Source organism: Haloarcula rubripromontorii (assembly GCF_001280425.1).
GTDB classification, from domain to species: domain Archaea; phylum Halobacteriota; class Halobacteria; order Halobacteriales; family Haloarculaceae; genus Haloarcula; species Haloarcula rubripromontorii.
Map to the genome: position 1 here is coordinate 44,180 of NZ_LIUF01000009.1, position 16,209 is coordinate 60,388.

At 64.9% G+C, this 16,209-nt stretch carries 13 protein-coding genes and 1 pseudogene; 8 read left to right on the forward strand and 6 right to left on the reverse strand.

The window, feature by feature from the left end; all coding sequences use genetic code 11:
• Nucleotides 1–39 precede the first annotated feature (39 nt).
• On the forward strand, nt 40–2,427 hold the full coding sequence (locus AMS69_RS18215; protein ID WP_053969459.1) for a DNA topoisomerase VI subunit B: 2,388 nt from the start codon (nt 40–42) through the stop codon (nt 2,425–2,427).
• A 1-nt stretch (nt 2,428) separates the two neighbouring features.
• Complete coding sequence (locus AMS69_RS18220) at nt 2,429–3,535, forward strand: DNA topoisomerase IV subunit A (RefSeq protein ID WP_053969460.1); 1,107 nt, start codon at nt 2,429–2,431, stop codon at nt 3,533–3,535.
• On the opposite strand, the gene AMS69_RS18225 is transcribed toward AMS69_RS18220, so the two are convergent.
• From AMS69_RS18225 to AMS69_RS18245, 5 genes are all read right to left on the reverse strand, one after another.
• Nucleotides 3,536–4,282, reverse strand: a complete 747-nt coding sequence (locus AMS69_RS18225) for an MBL fold metallo-hydrolase (RefSeq protein ID WP_053969461.1) — start codon at nt 4,280–4,282, stop codon at nt 3,536–3,538.
• A gap of 64 nt (nt 4,283–4,346) precedes the next feature.
• On the reverse strand, nt 4,347–6,008 hold the full coding sequence (gene ligA / locus AMS69_RS18230; RefSeq protein ID WP_053969462.1) for an ATP-dependent DNA ligase LigA: 1,662 nt from the start codon (nt 6,006–6,008) through the stop codon (nt 4,347–4,349).
• 38 nt (nt 6,009–6,046) lie between these two features.
• Nucleotides 6,047–8,494 (reverse strand): type II secretion system F family protein, encoded by a 2,448-nt coding sequence (locus tag AMS69_RS18235; protein WP_053969463.1) that lies wholly within the window; start codon nt 8,492–8,494, stop codon nt 6,047–6,049.
• A gap of 1 nt (nt 8,495) precedes the next feature.
• A complete protein-coding gene (locus tag AMS69_RS18240) occupies nt 8,496–10,118 on the reverse strand; it encodes a type II/IV secretion system ATPase subunit (RefSeq protein ID WP_053969464.1) in 1,623 nt (540 codons plus the stop codon).
• A 132-nt stretch (nt 10,119–10,250) separates the two neighbouring features.
• Nucleotides 10,251–10,751 (reverse strand): TIGR04206 family protein, encoded by a 501-nt coding sequence (locus tag AMS69_RS18245; RefSeq protein WP_053969465.1) that lies wholly within the window; start codon nt 10,749–10,751, stop codon nt 10,251–10,253.
• A 102-nt stretch (nt 10,752–10,853) separates the two neighbouring features.
• Here AMS69_RS18245 and AMS69_RS18250 point away from each other — a divergent pair, with 102 nt between their 5' ends.
• A complete protein-coding gene (locus tag AMS69_RS18250; RefSeq protein WP_053969466.1) occupies nt 10,854–11,279 on the forward strand; it encodes a DUF5793 family protein in 426 nt (141 codons plus the stop codon).
• Nucleotides 11,280–11,295: 16 nt separating this feature from the next.
• Here the strand turns inward: AMS69_RS18250 and AMS69_RS18255 are convergent, their stop codons facing one another.
• Nucleotides 11,296–12,078 (reverse strand): NAD-dependent protein deacylase, encoded by a 783-nt coding sequence (locus tag AMS69_RS18255; protein ID WP_053969467.1) that lies wholly within the window; start codon nt 12,076–12,078, stop codon nt 11,296–11,298.
• Nucleotides 12,079–12,288: 210 nt separating this feature from the next.
• Here AMS69_RS18255 and sucC point away from each other — a divergent pair, with 210 nt between their 5' ends.
• From sucC to AMS69_RS20955, 5 genes and pseudogenes are all read left to right on the forward strand, one after another.
• Nucleotides 12,289–13,437 (forward strand): ADP-forming succinate--CoA ligase subunit beta, encoded by a 1,149-nt coding sequence (gene sucC, locus AMS69_RS18260; RefSeq protein WP_053969468.1) that lies wholly within the window; start codon nt 12,289–12,291, stop codon nt 13,435–13,437.
• Nucleotides 13,434–14,306: a succinate--CoA ligase subunit alpha gene (sucD, locus tag AMS69_RS18265; protein WP_004962346.1), complete on the forward strand. Its 873-nt coding sequence runs from the start codon at nt 13,434–13,436 to the stop codon at nt 14,304–14,306. Before sucC ends, sucD begins: the two co-directional genes overlap by 4 nt.
• Nucleotides 14,307–14,349: 43 nt before the next feature.
• Nucleotides 14,350–15,342 carry an ATP-binding response regulator gene (locus tag AMS69_RS18270; protein WP_053969469.1) on the forward strand — a complete coding sequence of 331 codons (993 nt, stop codon included), beginning with the start codon at nt 14,350–14,352 and terminating at the stop codon, nt 15,340–15,342.
• A gap of 244 nt (nt 15,343–15,586) precedes the next feature.
• Complete coding sequence (locus AMS69_RS18275; protein ID WP_004593153.1) at nt 15,587–15,823, forward strand: hypothetical protein; 237 nt, start codon at nt 15,587–15,589, stop codon at nt 15,821–15,823.
• Nucleotides 15,824–15,940: 117 nt separating this feature from the next.
• Nucleotides 15,941–16,209, forward strand: a pseudogene (locus AMS69_RS20955) (sensor histidine kinase); the annotation flags it as partial.

The window sequence follows — 16,209 nt, forward strand, 5'->3', positions numbered from 1 at the left end:
TTACCTTTTAACCCCGACGCGGGTACGTACCGCACGACAATGACCTCGTATCAGTCGCGACTCGGCGAGGGCGAGGGGATCGCCGAGGAGTTGGCCGAATCCCAGCGGGCCATCTCCATCGCCGAGTTCTTCGAGAAGAACAAACACATGCTGGGCTTCGACTCGGAGGCCCGGGCGCTCGTCACGGCCGTCAAGGAGGCCGTCGACAACGCGCTCGACGCCTGCGAGGAGGCCGGTATTCTCCCCGATATCTACGTCGAGATTCAGGAGGCCGGCGACTACTACCGGCTGGTCGTCGAGGACAACGGCCCCGGCATCACGAAAGAGCAGGCTCCGAAGATATTCGGAAAGCTCCTCTATGGCTCCCGGTTCCACGCCAGAGAGCAGAACCGCGGCCAGCAGGGGATCGGGATTTCCGCGGCCGTGCTCTACTCGCAGTTGACCTCCGGCAAGCCCGCGAAGATAACCTCGCGGCCCAAGGGCCAGGACGAGGCCCAGTACTTCGAACTCATCGTCGACACGGACACCAACGAACCGGAAATCAGCGTCGACGAGACGACGACCTGGGAGCGCCCTCACGGGACCCGCATCGAGCTGGAGATGGAGGCCAACATGCGGGCTCGCTCGACGCTGCGGGACTACATTCAGGACACCGCCGTCGTCAACCCCCACGCACGCATCGAGTTCGACGAGCCGGGGCTGGAGGAGTCCCTGAAGTTCGAGCGCGCGGAGGGCGCTGACCTCCCCGACGAGACCGAGGAGATTCGACCCCACCCCCACGGCGTCGAACTGGGGACCCTGCTGAAGATGCTCGAAGCGACCGATTCCTACTCCGTCTCGGGGTTCATGCAGGAGGAGTTCACCCGCGTCGGCGGCAAGACGGCCGACAGCGTCATCGCGAACTTCAACGACCGCCACTACGGCCGGGGCATGGCCTGGCAGCCGCCGAAGGTCAACGAGGACGCCGACGTCGAGGCCGCCGTCGAGGACGCCGTTGCCAACAAGGGCGCGGAGACGACCGCGACCTTCGCCGCCGCGGTCTCCGACGCTATCCACGACCGCGACCGGGTCGCGTACCACGAGGTCGAAGCCATCGTCGACGAAGCCGCAGACGAGGCCGAGGCTGACAGCGATACCACGTTCGGCGCGACGGTGCGGGAAAACGCCGTCGAGGCCGCGTGGGGCGCGGTCACCGCCGAGCTGACCACCGACCTCTACGCCCTCATCGACGACGTGACGACGAAACGCAAAGACGACGCCGCAATCGAGGGACTGGCGAGTCGGCTGGCCGATAAATTCGACGACGGCCGCCACCGGCTGACCCGCGACGAACTTCGGGGCTACATCGACCGCGCTGCCGACATGACCGAGGAGCAGGACGACGCTACTTACGGCGAGACCGCCCGTGAGAACGTCCTCGAAGCGCTCTGGACGACTGCCGAGGGCGTCCCGGAGGAGCCGCCGAAGGTCACCGACATCGCCGACGACCGCGACATTGCGAGCCAGCTGCTGTCGGCGATGCGCGAGACGGACATCATCGCGCCGCCGACGGACTGCCTCTCGCCTATCAGCGCCGAACTCGTCGAAGAAGGGCTTCGAAAGGAGTTCGACGCGGACTTCTACGCCGCCTCGACGCGGGACGCCTCGGTCCACGGCGGCGACCCGTTCATCGTCGAGGCCGGTATCGCCTACGGCGGTGAACTGGAAGCCGAAGGGACAGTCGACGTGATGCGCTTCGCCAACCGGGTCCCGCTGGTCTACCAGCGCGGGGCCTGTGCCACGACGGACGTGGTCAAGTCCATCCGCTGGCGCAACTACAACCTCGACCAGCCCGGCGGCTCCGGCATCCCGAAGGGGCCGGCCGTCATCATGGTCCACGTCGCCTCGACGAACGTGCCCTTCACCAGCGAATCGAAAGACGCCATCGCGAACGTCCCCGAGATGGAAGACGAGATAGAACTCGCCATCCGGGAGGCGGCCCGCGAACTCAAGAGCTACCTGAACAAGCGCCAGTCGATGCAACAGCGCCGCGAGAAGCAGGACAAACTGGCGACCATCCTGCCGGAGATGGCCGAGAAACTCACCGAGGTGACCGGCAACGACGACCTGCACATCGACGACTCGCTGGCTCGCATCATGAACAACGTCCTCGTCGAGCGGGAGGTCGAGGGCGACACGGTCCGGGTCCGCATCGAGAACAACGACGACACGAACGCGGACGTGGACCTGACCGACATCGTCACCGCTGAACCGCAGGTCGCCAACGGCGCGACGGTCGTCGAGATGGACGGCGAGTGGTTCGTCAAGTGGTCGCCAACAGTGGCAGCCGGCGAGACCGCTGTTCTCGAATACAGCGTGACTGACGAGGCCGAGTTCACCGTCTCGGTCGACGGCGTCGAAGAGGAGAAACTCACGGTGAACGCCTGATATGAGTACCGACTCAGACACCACACCCGACACCGAGGAAGCGCGCGAGCAACTCATCGACCTCGCGGCGGACTTCTACGACCAGTTCGCCGACGGCGAGGTGCCGACGATGACCATCCCCACCCGGACCAAGTCCAACATCGTCTTCGACGAGGACGAGCAGGTCTGGGTGTACGGCGACCGGAACTCCACCCGGTCGGCGAAGACGATATCCGGGGCCGAGAAGATTCTGAAGGCGGTCTACACCATCGACTTCCTCTCCCAGCAACTGGAGGAGGACCGCTCTTCGACCCTGCGTGAACTGTACTACCTCTCGGAGTCCTGGGACCTCGACGAGGCACAGTTCAACACGCAGGACGAGTCGAACAACCTCATCGAGGACCTGGAGATTGTCTCCGATGTCAAGCGCGAGGACTTCCACATGCGCCCGGAGGAGTCCGGCGCGAAGGTGATGGGGCCGTTGCTCCTCCGCGAGCAGACCAACCGCGGCGACCGCGAAATCCACTGCCAGGACGACGTGGGACAGGGCGGCTACCAGATTCCGAACAACCCCGACACCATCGAGTTCCTCGACAACGACGCGAAGTTCGTCCTCTGTGTCGAGACCGGCGGTATGCGCGACCGCCTCGTCGAGAACGGCTTCGACGACGAGTACGACGCGCTGGTCGTCCACCTCGGCGGCCAGCCAGCGCGGGCGACCCGGCGGCTCATCAAGCGGCTCCACGACGAACTCGACCTCCCGGTCACGGTATTCACTGACGGTGACCCGTGGTCGTACCGCATCTTCGGGTCGGTCTCCTACGGCTCCATCAAGAGCGCGCACCTCTCGGAGTACCTTGCGACCCCCGAGGCACAGTTCATCGGCATCCGCCCGGAGGACATCGTCGAGTACGAACTCCCGACGGACCCGCTGTCGGACTCCGACATCAACGCCCTGGAGAGCGAACTGGAGGACCCGCGGTTCCAGACGGAGTTCTGGAAAGAACAGATCGAACTCCAGCTCGATATCAACAAGAAGGCCGAACAGCAGGCGCTCGCTTCGCGGGGGCTTGACTTCGTGACCGAAACCTACCTGCCCGAGCGGCTGGACGAGATGGGTATCCTCTAACTAGTTCTCGTCCAAAACGACCGGGACGCCGCGTTTTGCGACATCCTCAGCGAACGCACCGGAATCCCCTTCCAGCGACTCGAACGTGTTGTAGTGCATCGGGAGGACGAGGTCCGGGTCCATCGCTTCAGCGAGGTCGGCGGCCTCGTGGCGGTTCATCGTGTAGTTCTGGGCGATAGAGGGGACGAACAGCGAGACGTCGAGTTCGGCGTGGCCGTCCAGCACGTCGGTGTCGCCGGGCCAGAACACGCGGGTGTCGTCCAGCGAGACGAGGAAGCCACAGCCGATGCCCTTCGGGTGGATGGGGCTGCCGTCGTCTTTCACGTTCCGGCCGTCCTCGTGGTTGTAGGCCGGCATCGTCCAGATGGGGACGTCGTCGACCAGCACGTCGGCCTCCATCGACACCTTGCGGACCTCGTAGTCGAGGTCGGCGAGGCGGTCGAGATCGCGGTCGGTGGCGTGGACATTGATACCCTCGAACGCGACGACGGTGGCGTCCTCGGCGGCGACCCGCCGGATGCCGTCGGGGTCGTAGTGGTGGATGTGGGTCACGCAGACGATGTCCCCATCTTTGGGAGCATAGTCCTGCGTCGGCGGGTGGCCGACGCCGGGCGTGTCCGGCTCCCACTCGCCGGTAAGGACGCCGTAGCGGCCGGGGTCGAAGTAGACCACGGTGTCGTCGCCCTCCAGCCGCAGGGTCGCGTAGCCGAGCCACTCGGCGGTGATGCCGTCGTGTCTGACTGTCATAGACGGGCGTTCTCGGAGCGGCCCATTACGCGTGTCGGTCCACCTCGGACCAGCATCGGCGGTGTTACTGTGATGCCGCCAACCGCTCGACACGCTCCAGCGAGTCGGCGTCGTCAGGCGTCTTGTCCTCGCGGACCGAGATGAATCGGGGGAACCGAAGCGCGTAGCCCGAATCGTAGGACTGGGACGCCTGAATCTCCTCGTAGCCGGCCTCGAAGACGATGGCTGGGTCAACGGTCACGTCGCGGCCGTCCTCACTGCGGATGTGCGCCTCGAAGCGCTCGGTCAGGTCGTCGAGTTCCGCGTCGGTGATGCCCGTCGCGACGTTGCCGACGGTGGCGTAGCCGTCGTCGGTTCGGACCGAGAGTTCGAACGACCCCAGCACGTTCGCCCGGCGGCCCTCGCCCCACTCCGCGCCGGTGACGACACAGTCCAGCGTCTCCACGTCGGGCTTGCGCTTGCGCCAGTGCTTGCCCCGCTTCCCGGGCGAGTACGTCGCCGTCGGGTCCTTCAGCATGATGCCCTCCTGCCCGGCGTCGAGGGCCGCCGCTTCCAGGTCCTCGATCTCCTCGGAGTCGCCGGACAGCCACATCTCCGAGACGGCGTCGCTCCCGTCTGGGAACAGCGATTCGAGGCGGTCGTGGCGCGTCTCCAGCGGGGCGTCGAGTAGATCCTCGCCGTCAGCGTGCAGGCAGTCGAAGGCGTGCAGGCGGACCGCCACGTCCTCGCGGGCCGCGGCCACGTCGTGTTTCCGGCGGAAGCGCCGCAGCACTTCTTGGAACGGGAGCGGGTCGCCGTCGCCGTCGACCGCGACCACCTCGCCGTCGAGGATTGCCGGTACGTCGAGCGCCGATTCGACGGCCTCGACCACCTCCGGGAGCGGGTCGGTGACCTCCTCCATGTTCCGGGAGAACAGCCGGGCGTCCGCGCCGTCGAAGTGGACCTGCACGCGAGCGCCGTCGTACTTCCACTCGACCGCGGCGCGGTCCCAGTCTTCGAGCGCGCCGGCCACCGTCCCCGCCTGGGCTAGCATCGCCTGGACCGGGCGGCCGACTTCGAGCGTGATTGTGTCCAGTCCCGCCTCGCCCTCCTCACGGGCCACCTCGGCGACCGTGCCGTAGTCGTTCGACACCTGTACGGCCTGTTCCACTGCCTCGACCGGCACGTCGAAGGCGGCCGCGACGGCGTCCCGGACGGTCCCCTCACCGACGCCGATGCGCATCTCCGAGAGGACGAGCCGGGCGAGGTAGCCGGCTTCGGTCGGGGAGCACCGCGAGAACAGGCCAAAGAGGATGTCGACTTTCGTCCCCTGGCTCCCGCTGCCGTCGACAGCGGCCAACTCTCGTAGCTCTGCGTCGAGTTCTGCCACCGTGAGGGCGTCGCTCCCGCCGCCAGCGCCGAACGCGGCGAGGCCCTGCTGGCCGCCGAGGTCGTAGCTGGCCGCGACGGCCCCGATCTCGCCCATGTCGGCGAGGCGCTCCTCAACATCGTCAGCACTGATATTCTGGCCTGCTGCTCGGGCAATCGCCTCGTAGCAGAGCCGCGGCCCGATATCGAGCGTGCGGGACTCGTAGGCCGGGAACACCCGGCCCTGGACGAAGCGAGCGAGCGTCGAGAGGTCCGACCCCGCGTCGGCGAACAGGTCGGTGACCGCCTCGGTGATCGCGGTGTCGGCGCTCTCGGCCTCGATTTCCTCGGCCCGGTCGGCGAAGGCGGCGAACTCCATCAGCGCACCCTACCCGACTGGGCACCGTAAATCCAGCGTCACTCGACCGTGTACTCGACGGTGACGTTCTCGCCGGCCGTCGACGACGCATACGGTTGGTCCGGTGACCCCGACGTGTCGCTGAAGGGGTAGTCGAGTTGCTGGTTCCCGTTGGTGTCCTGATGCGCGACGAGCACGAGCGACCGGCCGGTCGACGGCGGCCTGTCCAGCGTTATCTGGACATCGCTGTGGGATCCTGACGAGAGATACTCGGAAGTCCCGAGTACTCGTCCGTCCGCTTCGAACTCCCGAACAACGATGAACCCGCCCTCTGACAGCGATGCTGATTCGACCGTTATCTGGTCGCCGGAGACGGCGGGGCTGGTGACCGTCATCGACGCGACCGGCGAGGACAGCAGGATGAACGCGACGTAGGCGACGCCCAGCAGAATTGCGGCGTGTTTCGCGCCGTCCTTGAGCGTTCCCTCGCCGAGCTGGCCGCCGATGAAGCCGGTGAGAACTGCCTGAATGAGGGCGGTGTGGAAGAATACGAGCGTGTACGCGGCCTTGTCGACGCGGCCAAAGCGGGCGAACTGGTCGACGCCGACACCGAGGCGGTTCGACTCCCCGGCCGGCATCGGAACGCTCGATGGGAGACTCGGGACGAGCACTTCCTGTACAGCGACGATGATGACGAGAAACACCAGGAAGGCGACGTAGATGACGACAAGATAGGTGAGCATCTGCTGGCGTCGCCGCCGTTTCAGTCGGAGATCGGCCCGCGACTGGGTCGCCGCGATGCGGAACACCGGCCCGAGCTGGCCCGAGGCGTGCATCGCGTGGGTCAGCAGCGTCACGATGCGCGTTATCGCCGTGGTCTGGACACGGCGGCCGAACCGGACGAACGCGTCGTCGACGTTCGCGCCCATCCGGATGTCGGCCCAGATGCGGTGCATCTCCTGGGTGAGCACGCCGATGTCGCTGCCGCGGACCCGTCGGATGCTCTCGACGACGGTCATCCCGGCCTCGTTCAGGCTCGCCAGCCGTTCGAGCAGGTCCGGCGTCGCGTCCTCGATTCGGGACAGCCGCTGGGTGTAGACGAACCGCACCAGCGCAAATGGCCCCAGAACCAGCAGGACGGACTGGATGACGAAGTCGTCGAGGATGCGGACGTTGACGGACGAGGTCTGGAACGCCGCGGGGGCACGGAGGAGCAGTAGCACCACAGCGACTGGGACAGCGAGGTAGAGGACGTACACCGGGTTCCAGACCAGCGACTGGACCGGGGCACTGAGGAGGTCCCGCACCGACTTGATGCGGTCATAGAACCGCAGCCGGAGCCAGTTCGCCTCGTCTGCCGGGGCGACGCCGCCGTCGGTCAGACCGAGGCGGCCGGTCCCCAGGCCGGGCTTGCCCAGCGTCGCCGTCTCGTAGCGCTCTAGAACGTCCGTCGTGCCGGCACTCCCGATGCCGAGCGACTGGAGCTTGATGTCCAGGTACACCATGAACCCGACGTTGGCCAGCGGGATGACGAGATACGCCATCATCTGCAACAGCCAGAGCGTGTCCGTCGTCGTCAGGCCGAACACGAGCAGAATCGTCATCAGGAAGAGTACGGCGGCGACGAACACGGTGACGTACGCCTCGGCGACCGTCGCCAGCCGTTCGAGCAGGTCCTCCTGGCGCTCGGCGGCCTCCTCCTGATGACGCTCGTACTGCTCGCGGAGGAACGGGGCCAGCGACTGGCCGCTCTGGAGGACGCTGGAGAGGTTCTCGGTGAACGTCTTGAACTGCTCGCTGGGGGTCCGCCGGGAGACGTGTTCGAGCGCCGTGATCATGTCCCGGCCGAACAGGTCCATCTCCCTGACGGCGACGCCGACTTCCCTCGCCGTGTCGCCGTAGATTTCCTGATTTCGGGCCAGTACGCGCATCACATCCGGGAAGGACATCCCACCGCGGGAAAGCGCATACATGAAAGCGATAGTCCGGGCCATCCCCTCGTCGATGTTCCGGCTCCGCACGTCCGCCTGGTTTTTCAGTCGCTCCCAGCGGTAGAGATACGTGAGTCCGGCCGTCACCGCGCCGGAAAGCACGCCGCCGCCGATGAGGATGTACAGCGTCTGTGTCGGCGTCAACACGAGTTCGAACGTCCGCAGGCCGAACGCAGTCACCATCGTCGAGGGAAGCCCCTGTGCAAGCTCCACCAGCGCCGGCAAAATCAACAGCAGGCCGCCGATAGCGTACGCACCGGTTATCGCCCCCGAAACAGCACCAGCGCAGGCGTACACCAGCGTTCTGGCGGCGTAGCCGCGGTAGGTCTCGTCGACGTATGCGGCTTCGAGCTGGCGTTCCCGCTCGGGCGACTGTCCCACGTACCGACCGAAAAGCCGTCGGGACAGCCGCGTGACGTTGCGGTCGAAGCGCTCGTTGACGGTGCTGTAGCCGACAAGTCCGAGAATCCCGACGACGACGGCGAGCGGTGCCAGGCCGAGCGGGTTCAGCGCCATGTCAGGCTATCGCGCCGTCGTCGATGTTTTCGAGGACCTGCGCTTTGTCCGCGTAGTACTTGTTGACCATCGCCGTGAACTTGCGGTAGTCGGTGATGCCCTCGGACTGGAGATAGCGGAGGAACCGCTGACGGTTGCGGAGTTCGGTGAGCAGTTCCGATTGCGTCCAGCCGCGTTCCTCGCGGATCTCGTCCAGTAGCTCGCTGTTGTTCTCGGAGAAGCGGTCCTCCGTGGCCCGCCAATTATATGTCGTTGAGTAGTCCAGTTCGCCTGTCCGCTGGTCGATACCCTCGATCTCGGCGAGCGTCTTCGCACGGCGGACGCGCTCGTCGCCCGAGCGGGCCAGCACCTGCACACAGAGGATGTCGAGGCTCTGGACCATCGGCCGCGGGACGTTGATAGGTTCGTTCTCCAGTCGGTTGATGACCGTCTGTACGGAGTCCGCGTGCATCGTCGAGAACGTCGTGTGGCCGGTGTTCATCGCCTGGAACAGCGTAATTGCCTCTTCGCCCCGAACCTCGCCGACGATGATGTACTCGGGGCGGTGCCGGAGCGCGGACCGCAGCAAATCGTACATCGTGATGTCCGAATCATCCAGCCGCTCGCGGGTGACCGATGAAAGCCAGTTATCGTGATACAGGGACAGCTCGCGGGTGTCCTCTATTGAGAGTACCTTCGACCGGGGCGGGAGGAACATCGCCAGCGCGTTCATCGACGTGGTCTTACCGGCCGCCGTCCCGCCGGCGAAGATGAGCGACTTGTTGGATTCGATTGCGAGCCAGAGGTAGGCCAGCATCTCGACGGAAAACGTGCCGTACTCCAGCAGTTCGATGGGCGTGAACGGCTCGTCGGCGTACTTCCGGATGGTGAACGCGGAGCCGCGCGGGGTCACTTCTTCGCCAAGCGCCAGTTCGATACGCGAGCCGTCCGGGAGCGTCGTGGAGACGACAGGGTCCGAAACGGAGACGTGCCGGCCCGAGCGCTGGGCCAGCTGGATGACGAAGTCGTTCAGTTCGTCGGCGTCGTAGGTGATGTTCGTCTCGATATCCGTGTAGCCGTCGTGGTAGACGAAGATGGGGAGGTTCGCCCCGTCACAGGAGATGTCCTCGATATCCGGGTCGTGCATCAGGGGGTCGATGTGGCCGTAGCCCTGGAAGGAGCGGTGCAGGTAGTAAAACAGCCGGTAGAACGTCTCCGGCTCGATGACGACGCCGTACTCCTCCAGCCTAGCTTCGAGTTCTTCTTTGAGGACGCGCTCTGGGTCAGTGTCGACGTCGTCGCGGTAGATGAGCGGGATGCGGATGTCTTCAAACAGGCGGTCGAGCAGTTCCCGCTCAAAATCGGTCAGCGACGGCTCGACGACCTGATACAGGTGCTCATCGCGGCCCGGGTCGTGATTGATAGAGGCGAATGCAAACGGCGCGTTCAGCCAGTAGCGTTCGACCTCGGTATAGCCGTCGAGGCCGTCGAAATCGACCAGTGTCCCGTGGCGGCTGGGGTCGTAGTTCGCCGTCGGAACCGCCGCCCCGCTCAACACCGTCGCAGTCCGTGAGAGCCACGACTGGATGTGGCCGAGCGGGTCCGAAACGATGTCACCGGGTTTGGGAGATTCTGGGTTCGACATCGGTAGTGTAGTGGGGAGCGGCCGGCGCTCCGCGGAATATACCTCCCCTATCGTATCCACCTACTTAAATTCGCTCGCCAAATTATCAGGAGTATAATCGCCAGCGGTCGGACGGACCGCGCGGCGTGGCTGTCACGCCCGGTCGACGGTCAAAAGGAGGTAGGCGAACACGAGGGCGACGAGCGTTCCGATGGGGACGGTGATGCCGGGAAACGACGTGATGAACAGCCCGCTGGCCGCGAGCGTCAGAACGCCCACAAGGCCGAGCAGTCCGCCGAACAGTCGGACAGGGTCCACAGGGAGCGCCGCCTCAACGCGCTCCTCAGCGGCGTAGTAATAGAGGCTGAGGGCGAGCGGCAACAGGAAAACAGCGAGGGCTGCGACCCCAAGTGTCCCGGCGAGCGCAAGCGGGTCCGACTCCTGAAACGCGGCGACCTGCCAGGCCCAGAGAAACGGTCGCTCTCCGGGGAGCGTCGCACCGAAGATGAACTGGAACCGGAACGGGAGAAACCGAAGCCCGACGACAGTCACCCCTTCAATCTCGAACAGCGACACCGACCACGGGGCCAGTCCCACGAGCCACGTCGCAAGCACCGCGAACTCGCCCGCGTACTCTGATTTCACCCAGGCCATACTACTGTCAGAGGGTAGGCCGGTCCGGTAAAAGCTACCGATACCAACAGTCGGTGCGCCGTTACGTTCATTTGGCCGGGCCACGTACCGGTAAACACCGGAATGAGGCGTGATTACTTCACTGTCGACATCCAAGCTTCGGCCACCGACAACGACGACCCGACGATCGCGATCGTATACGATGGGCCGACAGGAGAGCTTCGCGAGCGCCTCACCAAAGTAGACGGTGGCACACTCGATGGCGAGGACATTGACGTGACCTTCCGCCGCCAGCCCGAAAGCGATGGCGTGCTCTCGCTAACGAACCGACTCACCGGTGAGTACGTCTTCGAGGCGACAGCACCGACGGCAGACGTGGACGCGCTCGTTTCCGCGGCGGACGCGCAAGAAGACCCACAGTTTAGGGTCCGTCTCACTGACGGCGACGGCGAATCTCGGACCTACGAGTTGCGGACGCTGCTCGTCTACGACCCCGACGGGAGCCTCCTGCGCGGACAGAGCCTCATCCCCGGCGGCGTCGAGCTTTAGATCCGTCTCCGCGCTGTCACACCCGCTCGACAATCGCCGGAAGCACCTGCGTGACATCGGCTCGGAGCACGTGCGCCGCAGCCGCGTCACGCGGCGTCTCCTCGTAGTTTATCACGACCAGTGTACTCCCCGCCTCAGCAGCTATCTTCGGCAGGAGCGACGCCGGCTGGACCGACAGCGACGACCCAGCCGCCAGAAACACGTTGCTGTCCCGTGCGAGACGCTGGGCCTCGTTCATCGCTACGTCGGGCATCGGTTCGCCGAACAGCACCACGTCGGGCCGGTAGACACCACCGCAGTCACATCGCGGGGGCAAGTCGCCGGCCTCGGCGGCCGCCTCGAACACCGGCTCGGCGTCCAGCCGGTGGCCACAGTCGTCACAGACCACGCGCCGATGGGTCCCGTGGAGTTCGACGACCCGGTCCGTTCCGGCGTCGTCGTGGAGTCCGTCGACGTTTTGCGTGAGTACAGCGTCGAGGTGGCCTGCTGATTCGAGCGCCGTCAATGCCTCGTGAGCAGCGTTAGGGTCGGGGTCTACGTCGCCGTAGATGGCCTCCCGGAGCGAGAGTCGGTCGTCCCAGAAGCCCGCCGGGTCGGCGTCGAGCCGGCGGCGGTGGAAGTCGGCCGGGTCGTGGCGCTCCCAGACGCCGTCCTCGCCGCGAAAGGAGGGGATACCCGACGCCGTCGAGACGCCTGCACCGGTGAGCGCGACGGCGGTCCCGGCGGTACGAAGCGCCTCTGCCACGGCGTCGAGCGTCTCGTCGGCGACACCCTCGGGTCCGTCTCTGTCGTCGGCCATGCGCCCGCTTCGCAGTGCGACGCTGTGGGTCTATCGGATCGAACCCGACGACCGTGGACGTGCCCGCACATCCTGAGTTGCCATCTCGTACCACGCACAACGTCCTTCGGGCTCGTTCGCGGTGCCCACATGAACTGGGACGCTCCCCGCTTGGTCGCAAGAAGAGAAACGGACGGATTTAAATCGCCACCGCTCGCCTTTCTGCATGACATGCGCTTGCACGAATACCAGGCGAAGCAAGTCTTCGCTGACGCGGGCATCCCGACGCCCGCCTCGCAGCTGGCCGAGACAGTAGATGAGGCCGTGGACGCGGCCGAGGAAATCGGATATCCGGTCGCCATCAAGGCACAGGTCCACGTGGGCGGCCGCGGCAAGGCCGGCGGCATCAAGCTCGTCGAGTCCAAGGACGAGGCCGAGGCGGCCGCCGAGGACATCCTCGGGATGGACCTCAAGGGTTACCACGTCTCGAAGGTGCTCGTCGAGGAGGCCGTCGACTTCGTCAACGAGCTGTACGTCGGCGTGACGATGGACCGCGGCGAGGGCCGTCCGGTCGCAATGGTTTCCACCAAAGGTGGCGTCAACATCGAGGAGGTCGCCGAGGAGGACCCCGACGCCATCGCTCGCGAACACATCGACCCGGCCTTCGGGATGCACCCGTTCCAGGCCCGGAAAGTCGTCTACGAGGCCGGCGTCGACCGCGAGGTCGCAAACGACGTTGCGAGCGTCCTCACGACGCTGTACCAGCTCTGGGACGACCGCGACGGCGCTGACACAGAGATCAACCCGCTGATGATTACCAGCGACGACGAGGTCATCGCGGCCGACGCCGTCATGAACATCGACGGCGACGCCCTGTTCCGTCAGCCCGAAATCGCGGAAATGGGCGAGGAAGCCGCAGAGGGCGACGAACTCGAACAGAAGGCCGACGAGTACGGCTTCGACTACGTCCGACTCGACGGTAACGTCGGCATCATCGGCAACGGCGCGGGCCTCGTGATGACGACGCTGGACCTCGTCGACTACTACGGCGGCGAGCCGGCTAACTTCCTCGACGTGGGCGGCGGCGCGAAGGCCGACCGCATCGCGAACGCCCTCGACATGGTGTTCTCCGACGACAACGTCGATTCGGTCGTGTTCAACATCTTCGGCGGTATCACCCGCGGTGACGAGGTCGCCAACGGCATCAATCAGGCCCTAGAACAGTTCGACGAGATTCCGAAGCCGGTCACCGTCCGACTCGCAGGGACCAACGCCGAGGAAGGGATGGAAATCCTGAACGAAGATCTGGTCACGGTCGAGCACACGCTGGAGGACGCCGTCCAGCGTGCAGTCGAGTACGCAAAGGAGGTGGAAGCATGAGTGTTCTAGTCGATGAAGACACACGCGTCGTTGTACAGGGAATTACCGGCGGTGAAGGGAAGTTCCACACCGAACAGATGCTGGAGTACGGGACGAACGTCGTCGCCGGCGCAGTGCCCGGCCGCGGTGGGCAGGAAGTCGCCGGCGTGCCGGTGTTCGACACCGTCCAGGGCGCGGCCCGCGAAGCCGACGCGAACGCCGCCGTCGTGTTCGTCCCGCCGGCCTTCGCCGGCGATGCGTGCTTCGAGGCCCTCGACGCGAAGGGCATCGACCTCGTCGTCGCCATCACCGAGGGCATCCCGACCCAGGACATGGCCCGGGTCTACCGCAAACTGCAGGAGACCGACACGCACCTCGTCGGCCCGAACTGCCCCGGCGTCATCACGCCCGGCGTCGCCAAACTCGGCATCCTTCCGGGGAACATCTTCTCGTCGGGGAACGTCGGCCTCGTCTCCCGCTCGGGGACGCTGACCTACCAGGTCGTCGACAACCTCACCAACCGCGGCATCGGCCAGTCGACGGCCATCGGCATCGGCGGCGACCCGATCATCGGGACGGACTTCATCGGCGCGCTCGAACAGTTCGAAGCGGACCCCGACACCCACGCCGTCGTCATGTGCGGCGAAATCGGCGGCGAGGACGAGGAGGAGGCCGCCCGCTACATCGGCGAGCACATGGACACGCCGGTCGCCGGCTTCATCGCTGGTCGGACTGCGCCGCCCGGAAAGCGGATGGGTCACGCCGGCGCTATTGTCTCCGGCTCTGGCACCGGGACCGCACAGTCGAAGATCACCGCCCTAGAAGACAACGGCGTCCCGGTCGGTGACACACCCGAGGAAGTCGCCGATCACGTCGAGGACCTGCTGTAGGGCACCGTCGGTTTCTTATCATCCGTTTTCGTAACATCATGGGATGACGCCTGCTCGTGGGACCGTCTATCTCGTCGCCGGTCGCGAAGTGACTGCTCTAGCTGGAGCACTTTCCGAAGCGCTGACCACGGACGGGGCAACGGCCGAGGCGGTCCCAGACACGAGCGACGTACCGGACCGGCTGACTGACGAGAACATCAGAGGAGTCGTCATCAGTGATGACGGCGATTGTGACGGGGTTGCGGTATTCGAGGAACTGCGGGCAGCGGGGACCGATATCCCGATTGTACTCGTCGGGACCGACCCCGACCCGGACCGGGTCACCGAAGCGCTCCGGGCCGGCGTCACTGATTACGTGACCGCAGCGACGCCGGCAGCCCTGCTGGCCGCGAAACTCGAAGCGTACGCGACCCGGTGGCCGACTGACTGGTGGGTCGGTGCCAGCCAGTGGGACGATATTTCCAGCGGCGTCTCCCACGACGCGAAGAACCCGCTGAACGTCGTCATGGGCCGGCTGGAACTGCTTGACATCGGCGAGCCACACGAGGAACCGTTGCTTCGGTCCGTCACCCGAGTCGAGTCGCTGCTCACCGACCTTTCGCGTATCGGGAGCATCGCGTGCCCGGTCTCGAAGACCGAGACGTTTTCGCTGGCTGACGTAGCGAGAGAAATCTGGGCCGCAGCGAGCTACGAAGACGCGACGCTCGAAGTGACGACAGACGCGGCTATCGACGCCGAAAACGACCGACTGCAGTTGCTGCTTCGCGAACTGTTCGACAATGCCGTCGCTCACACTGAGGGACCGGTGACCGTCACCGTCGGCGACACTGAGTCGGGATTCTACGTGGCCGACGACGGCCCGGGGATTCCCGAATCAGACCGCGACAACGTGTTCGAACAGGGCTTCGGGACGACGCGGGAAGGGGAAGGATACGGACTGTTCCTCGTCGACACTGCGGCGCGGGCACACGGATGGACGGTGTCAGTCAGAGATAGCGAATCCGGCGGCACACGGATCGACGTGACGACAGTATAGCGGCGTTGTGACATACGATATACGTGGAGCGCTTGGAAGGGTGTCTTGTGTGTCTGCTCTCGAACTGGGTTGCCGAGATGTGTACATTGGTAGTCAGCGTTGGCACCCATTACTGTCCAAGATATGAGGTGTATGAACTATCGAAAATCGACAGACGGCGGGCGGCCCGAATCCTCCGTCAACGGAAAGAAGCGGCCGTGAACGTTCCGGTATCGCTATAAGGGATGAATCTGTATCTTCGAATATGCCTCATATTTGTCGGAACTGCAAGCGGACCTTCGGCACAGAACTCGAACTCGAACTCCACCGCGACACGTGTTCGGACGGGCAGCTCTACTGTGACGAATGTGGTGACCGGTTTACCGAGCGAGCGGCGACAGAGGACGGCTGGCACTATCGATGTCCGAATGACGACTGTGACGGCACCGGGATCGACGACGACATCCACAAGGTATCGGACGCACGCGTCACCAAACAGTAACTCTCGGGAAGCACAGACCACGTTAGCAGTTCGGTGGACGGCAGCGCGTGGGACTCGACACACGCCTGTTCCGTTGGCCAGTAACAGTAAATTCCCACCCAACAAATCGATGCGGAAGTGACAGACCCAGATCGTCGCTCAGATCGCCTGCCAGCCATTATTCAGGCAGTTGGATGGGGCCTCCTGCTTGGAATCGTCGGCAATTACTTTTATTTTTCTGACGCTGGGCTTCCAGCCGTTCTCACGGCCGATTTCGTAGTCAGTATGCTGGCAGTCGTCCCGTTTGCCGCGGTGATTATCGTCGGGGGGTTCTGGCTGGGGAACTCAGAACTCACCTTGTCACGGTATCAACGGATCGGGGTTTGGTTTGCCGGTGGGCTTAGCAG

Coding starts and splice junctions, on each gene's coding strand:
- AMS69_RS18215 (WP_053969459.1), top strand. CDS start 40: ATGACCTCGTATCAGTCGCGACTCGGCGAGGGCGAGGGGATCGCCGAG.
- AMS69_RS18220 (WP_053969460.1), top strand. CDS start 2,429: ATGAGTACCGACTCAGACACCACACCCGACACCGAGGAAGCGCGCGAG.
- AMS69_RS18225 (WP_053969461.1), bottom strand. CDS start 4,282: ATGACAGTCAGACACGACGGCATCACCGCCGAGTGGCTCGGCTACGCG.
- ligA (WP_053969462.1), bottom strand. CDS start 6,008: ATGGAGTTCGCCGCCTTCGCCGACCGGGCCGAGGAAATCGAGGCCGAG.
- AMS69_RS18235 (WP_053969463.1), bottom strand. CDS start 8,494: ATGGCGCTGAACCCGCTCGGCCTGGCACCGCTCGCCGTCGTCGTCGGG.
- AMS69_RS18240 (WP_053969464.1), bottom strand. CDS start 10,118: ATGTCGAACCCAGAATCTCCCAAACCCGGTGACATCGTTTCGGACCCG.
- AMS69_RS18245 (WP_053969465.1), bottom strand. CDS start 10,751: ATGGCCTGGGTGAAATCAGAGTACGCGGGCGAGTTCGCGGTGCTTGCG.
- AMS69_RS18250 (WP_053969466.1), top strand. CDS start 10,854: ATGAGGCGTGATTACTTCACTGTCGACATCCAAGCTTCGGCCACCGAC.
- AMS69_RS18255 (WP_053969467.1), bottom strand. CDS start 12,078: ATGGCCGACGACAGAGACGGACCCGAGGGTGTCGCCGACGAGACGCTC.
- sucC (WP_053969468.1), top strand. CDS start 12,289: ATGCGCTTGCACGAATACCAGGCGAAGCAAGTCTTCGCTGACGCGGGC.
- sucD (WP_004962346.1), top strand. CDS start 13,434: ATGAGTGTTCTAGTCGATGAAGACACACGCGTCGTTGTACAGGGAATT.
- AMS69_RS18270 (WP_053969469.1), top strand. CDS start 14,350: ATGACGCCTGCTCGTGGGACCGTCTATCTCGTCGCCGGTCGCGAAGTG.
- AMS69_RS18275 (WP_004593153.1), top strand. CDS start 15,587: ATGCCTCATATTTGTCGGAACTGCAAGCGGACCTTCGGCACAGAACTC.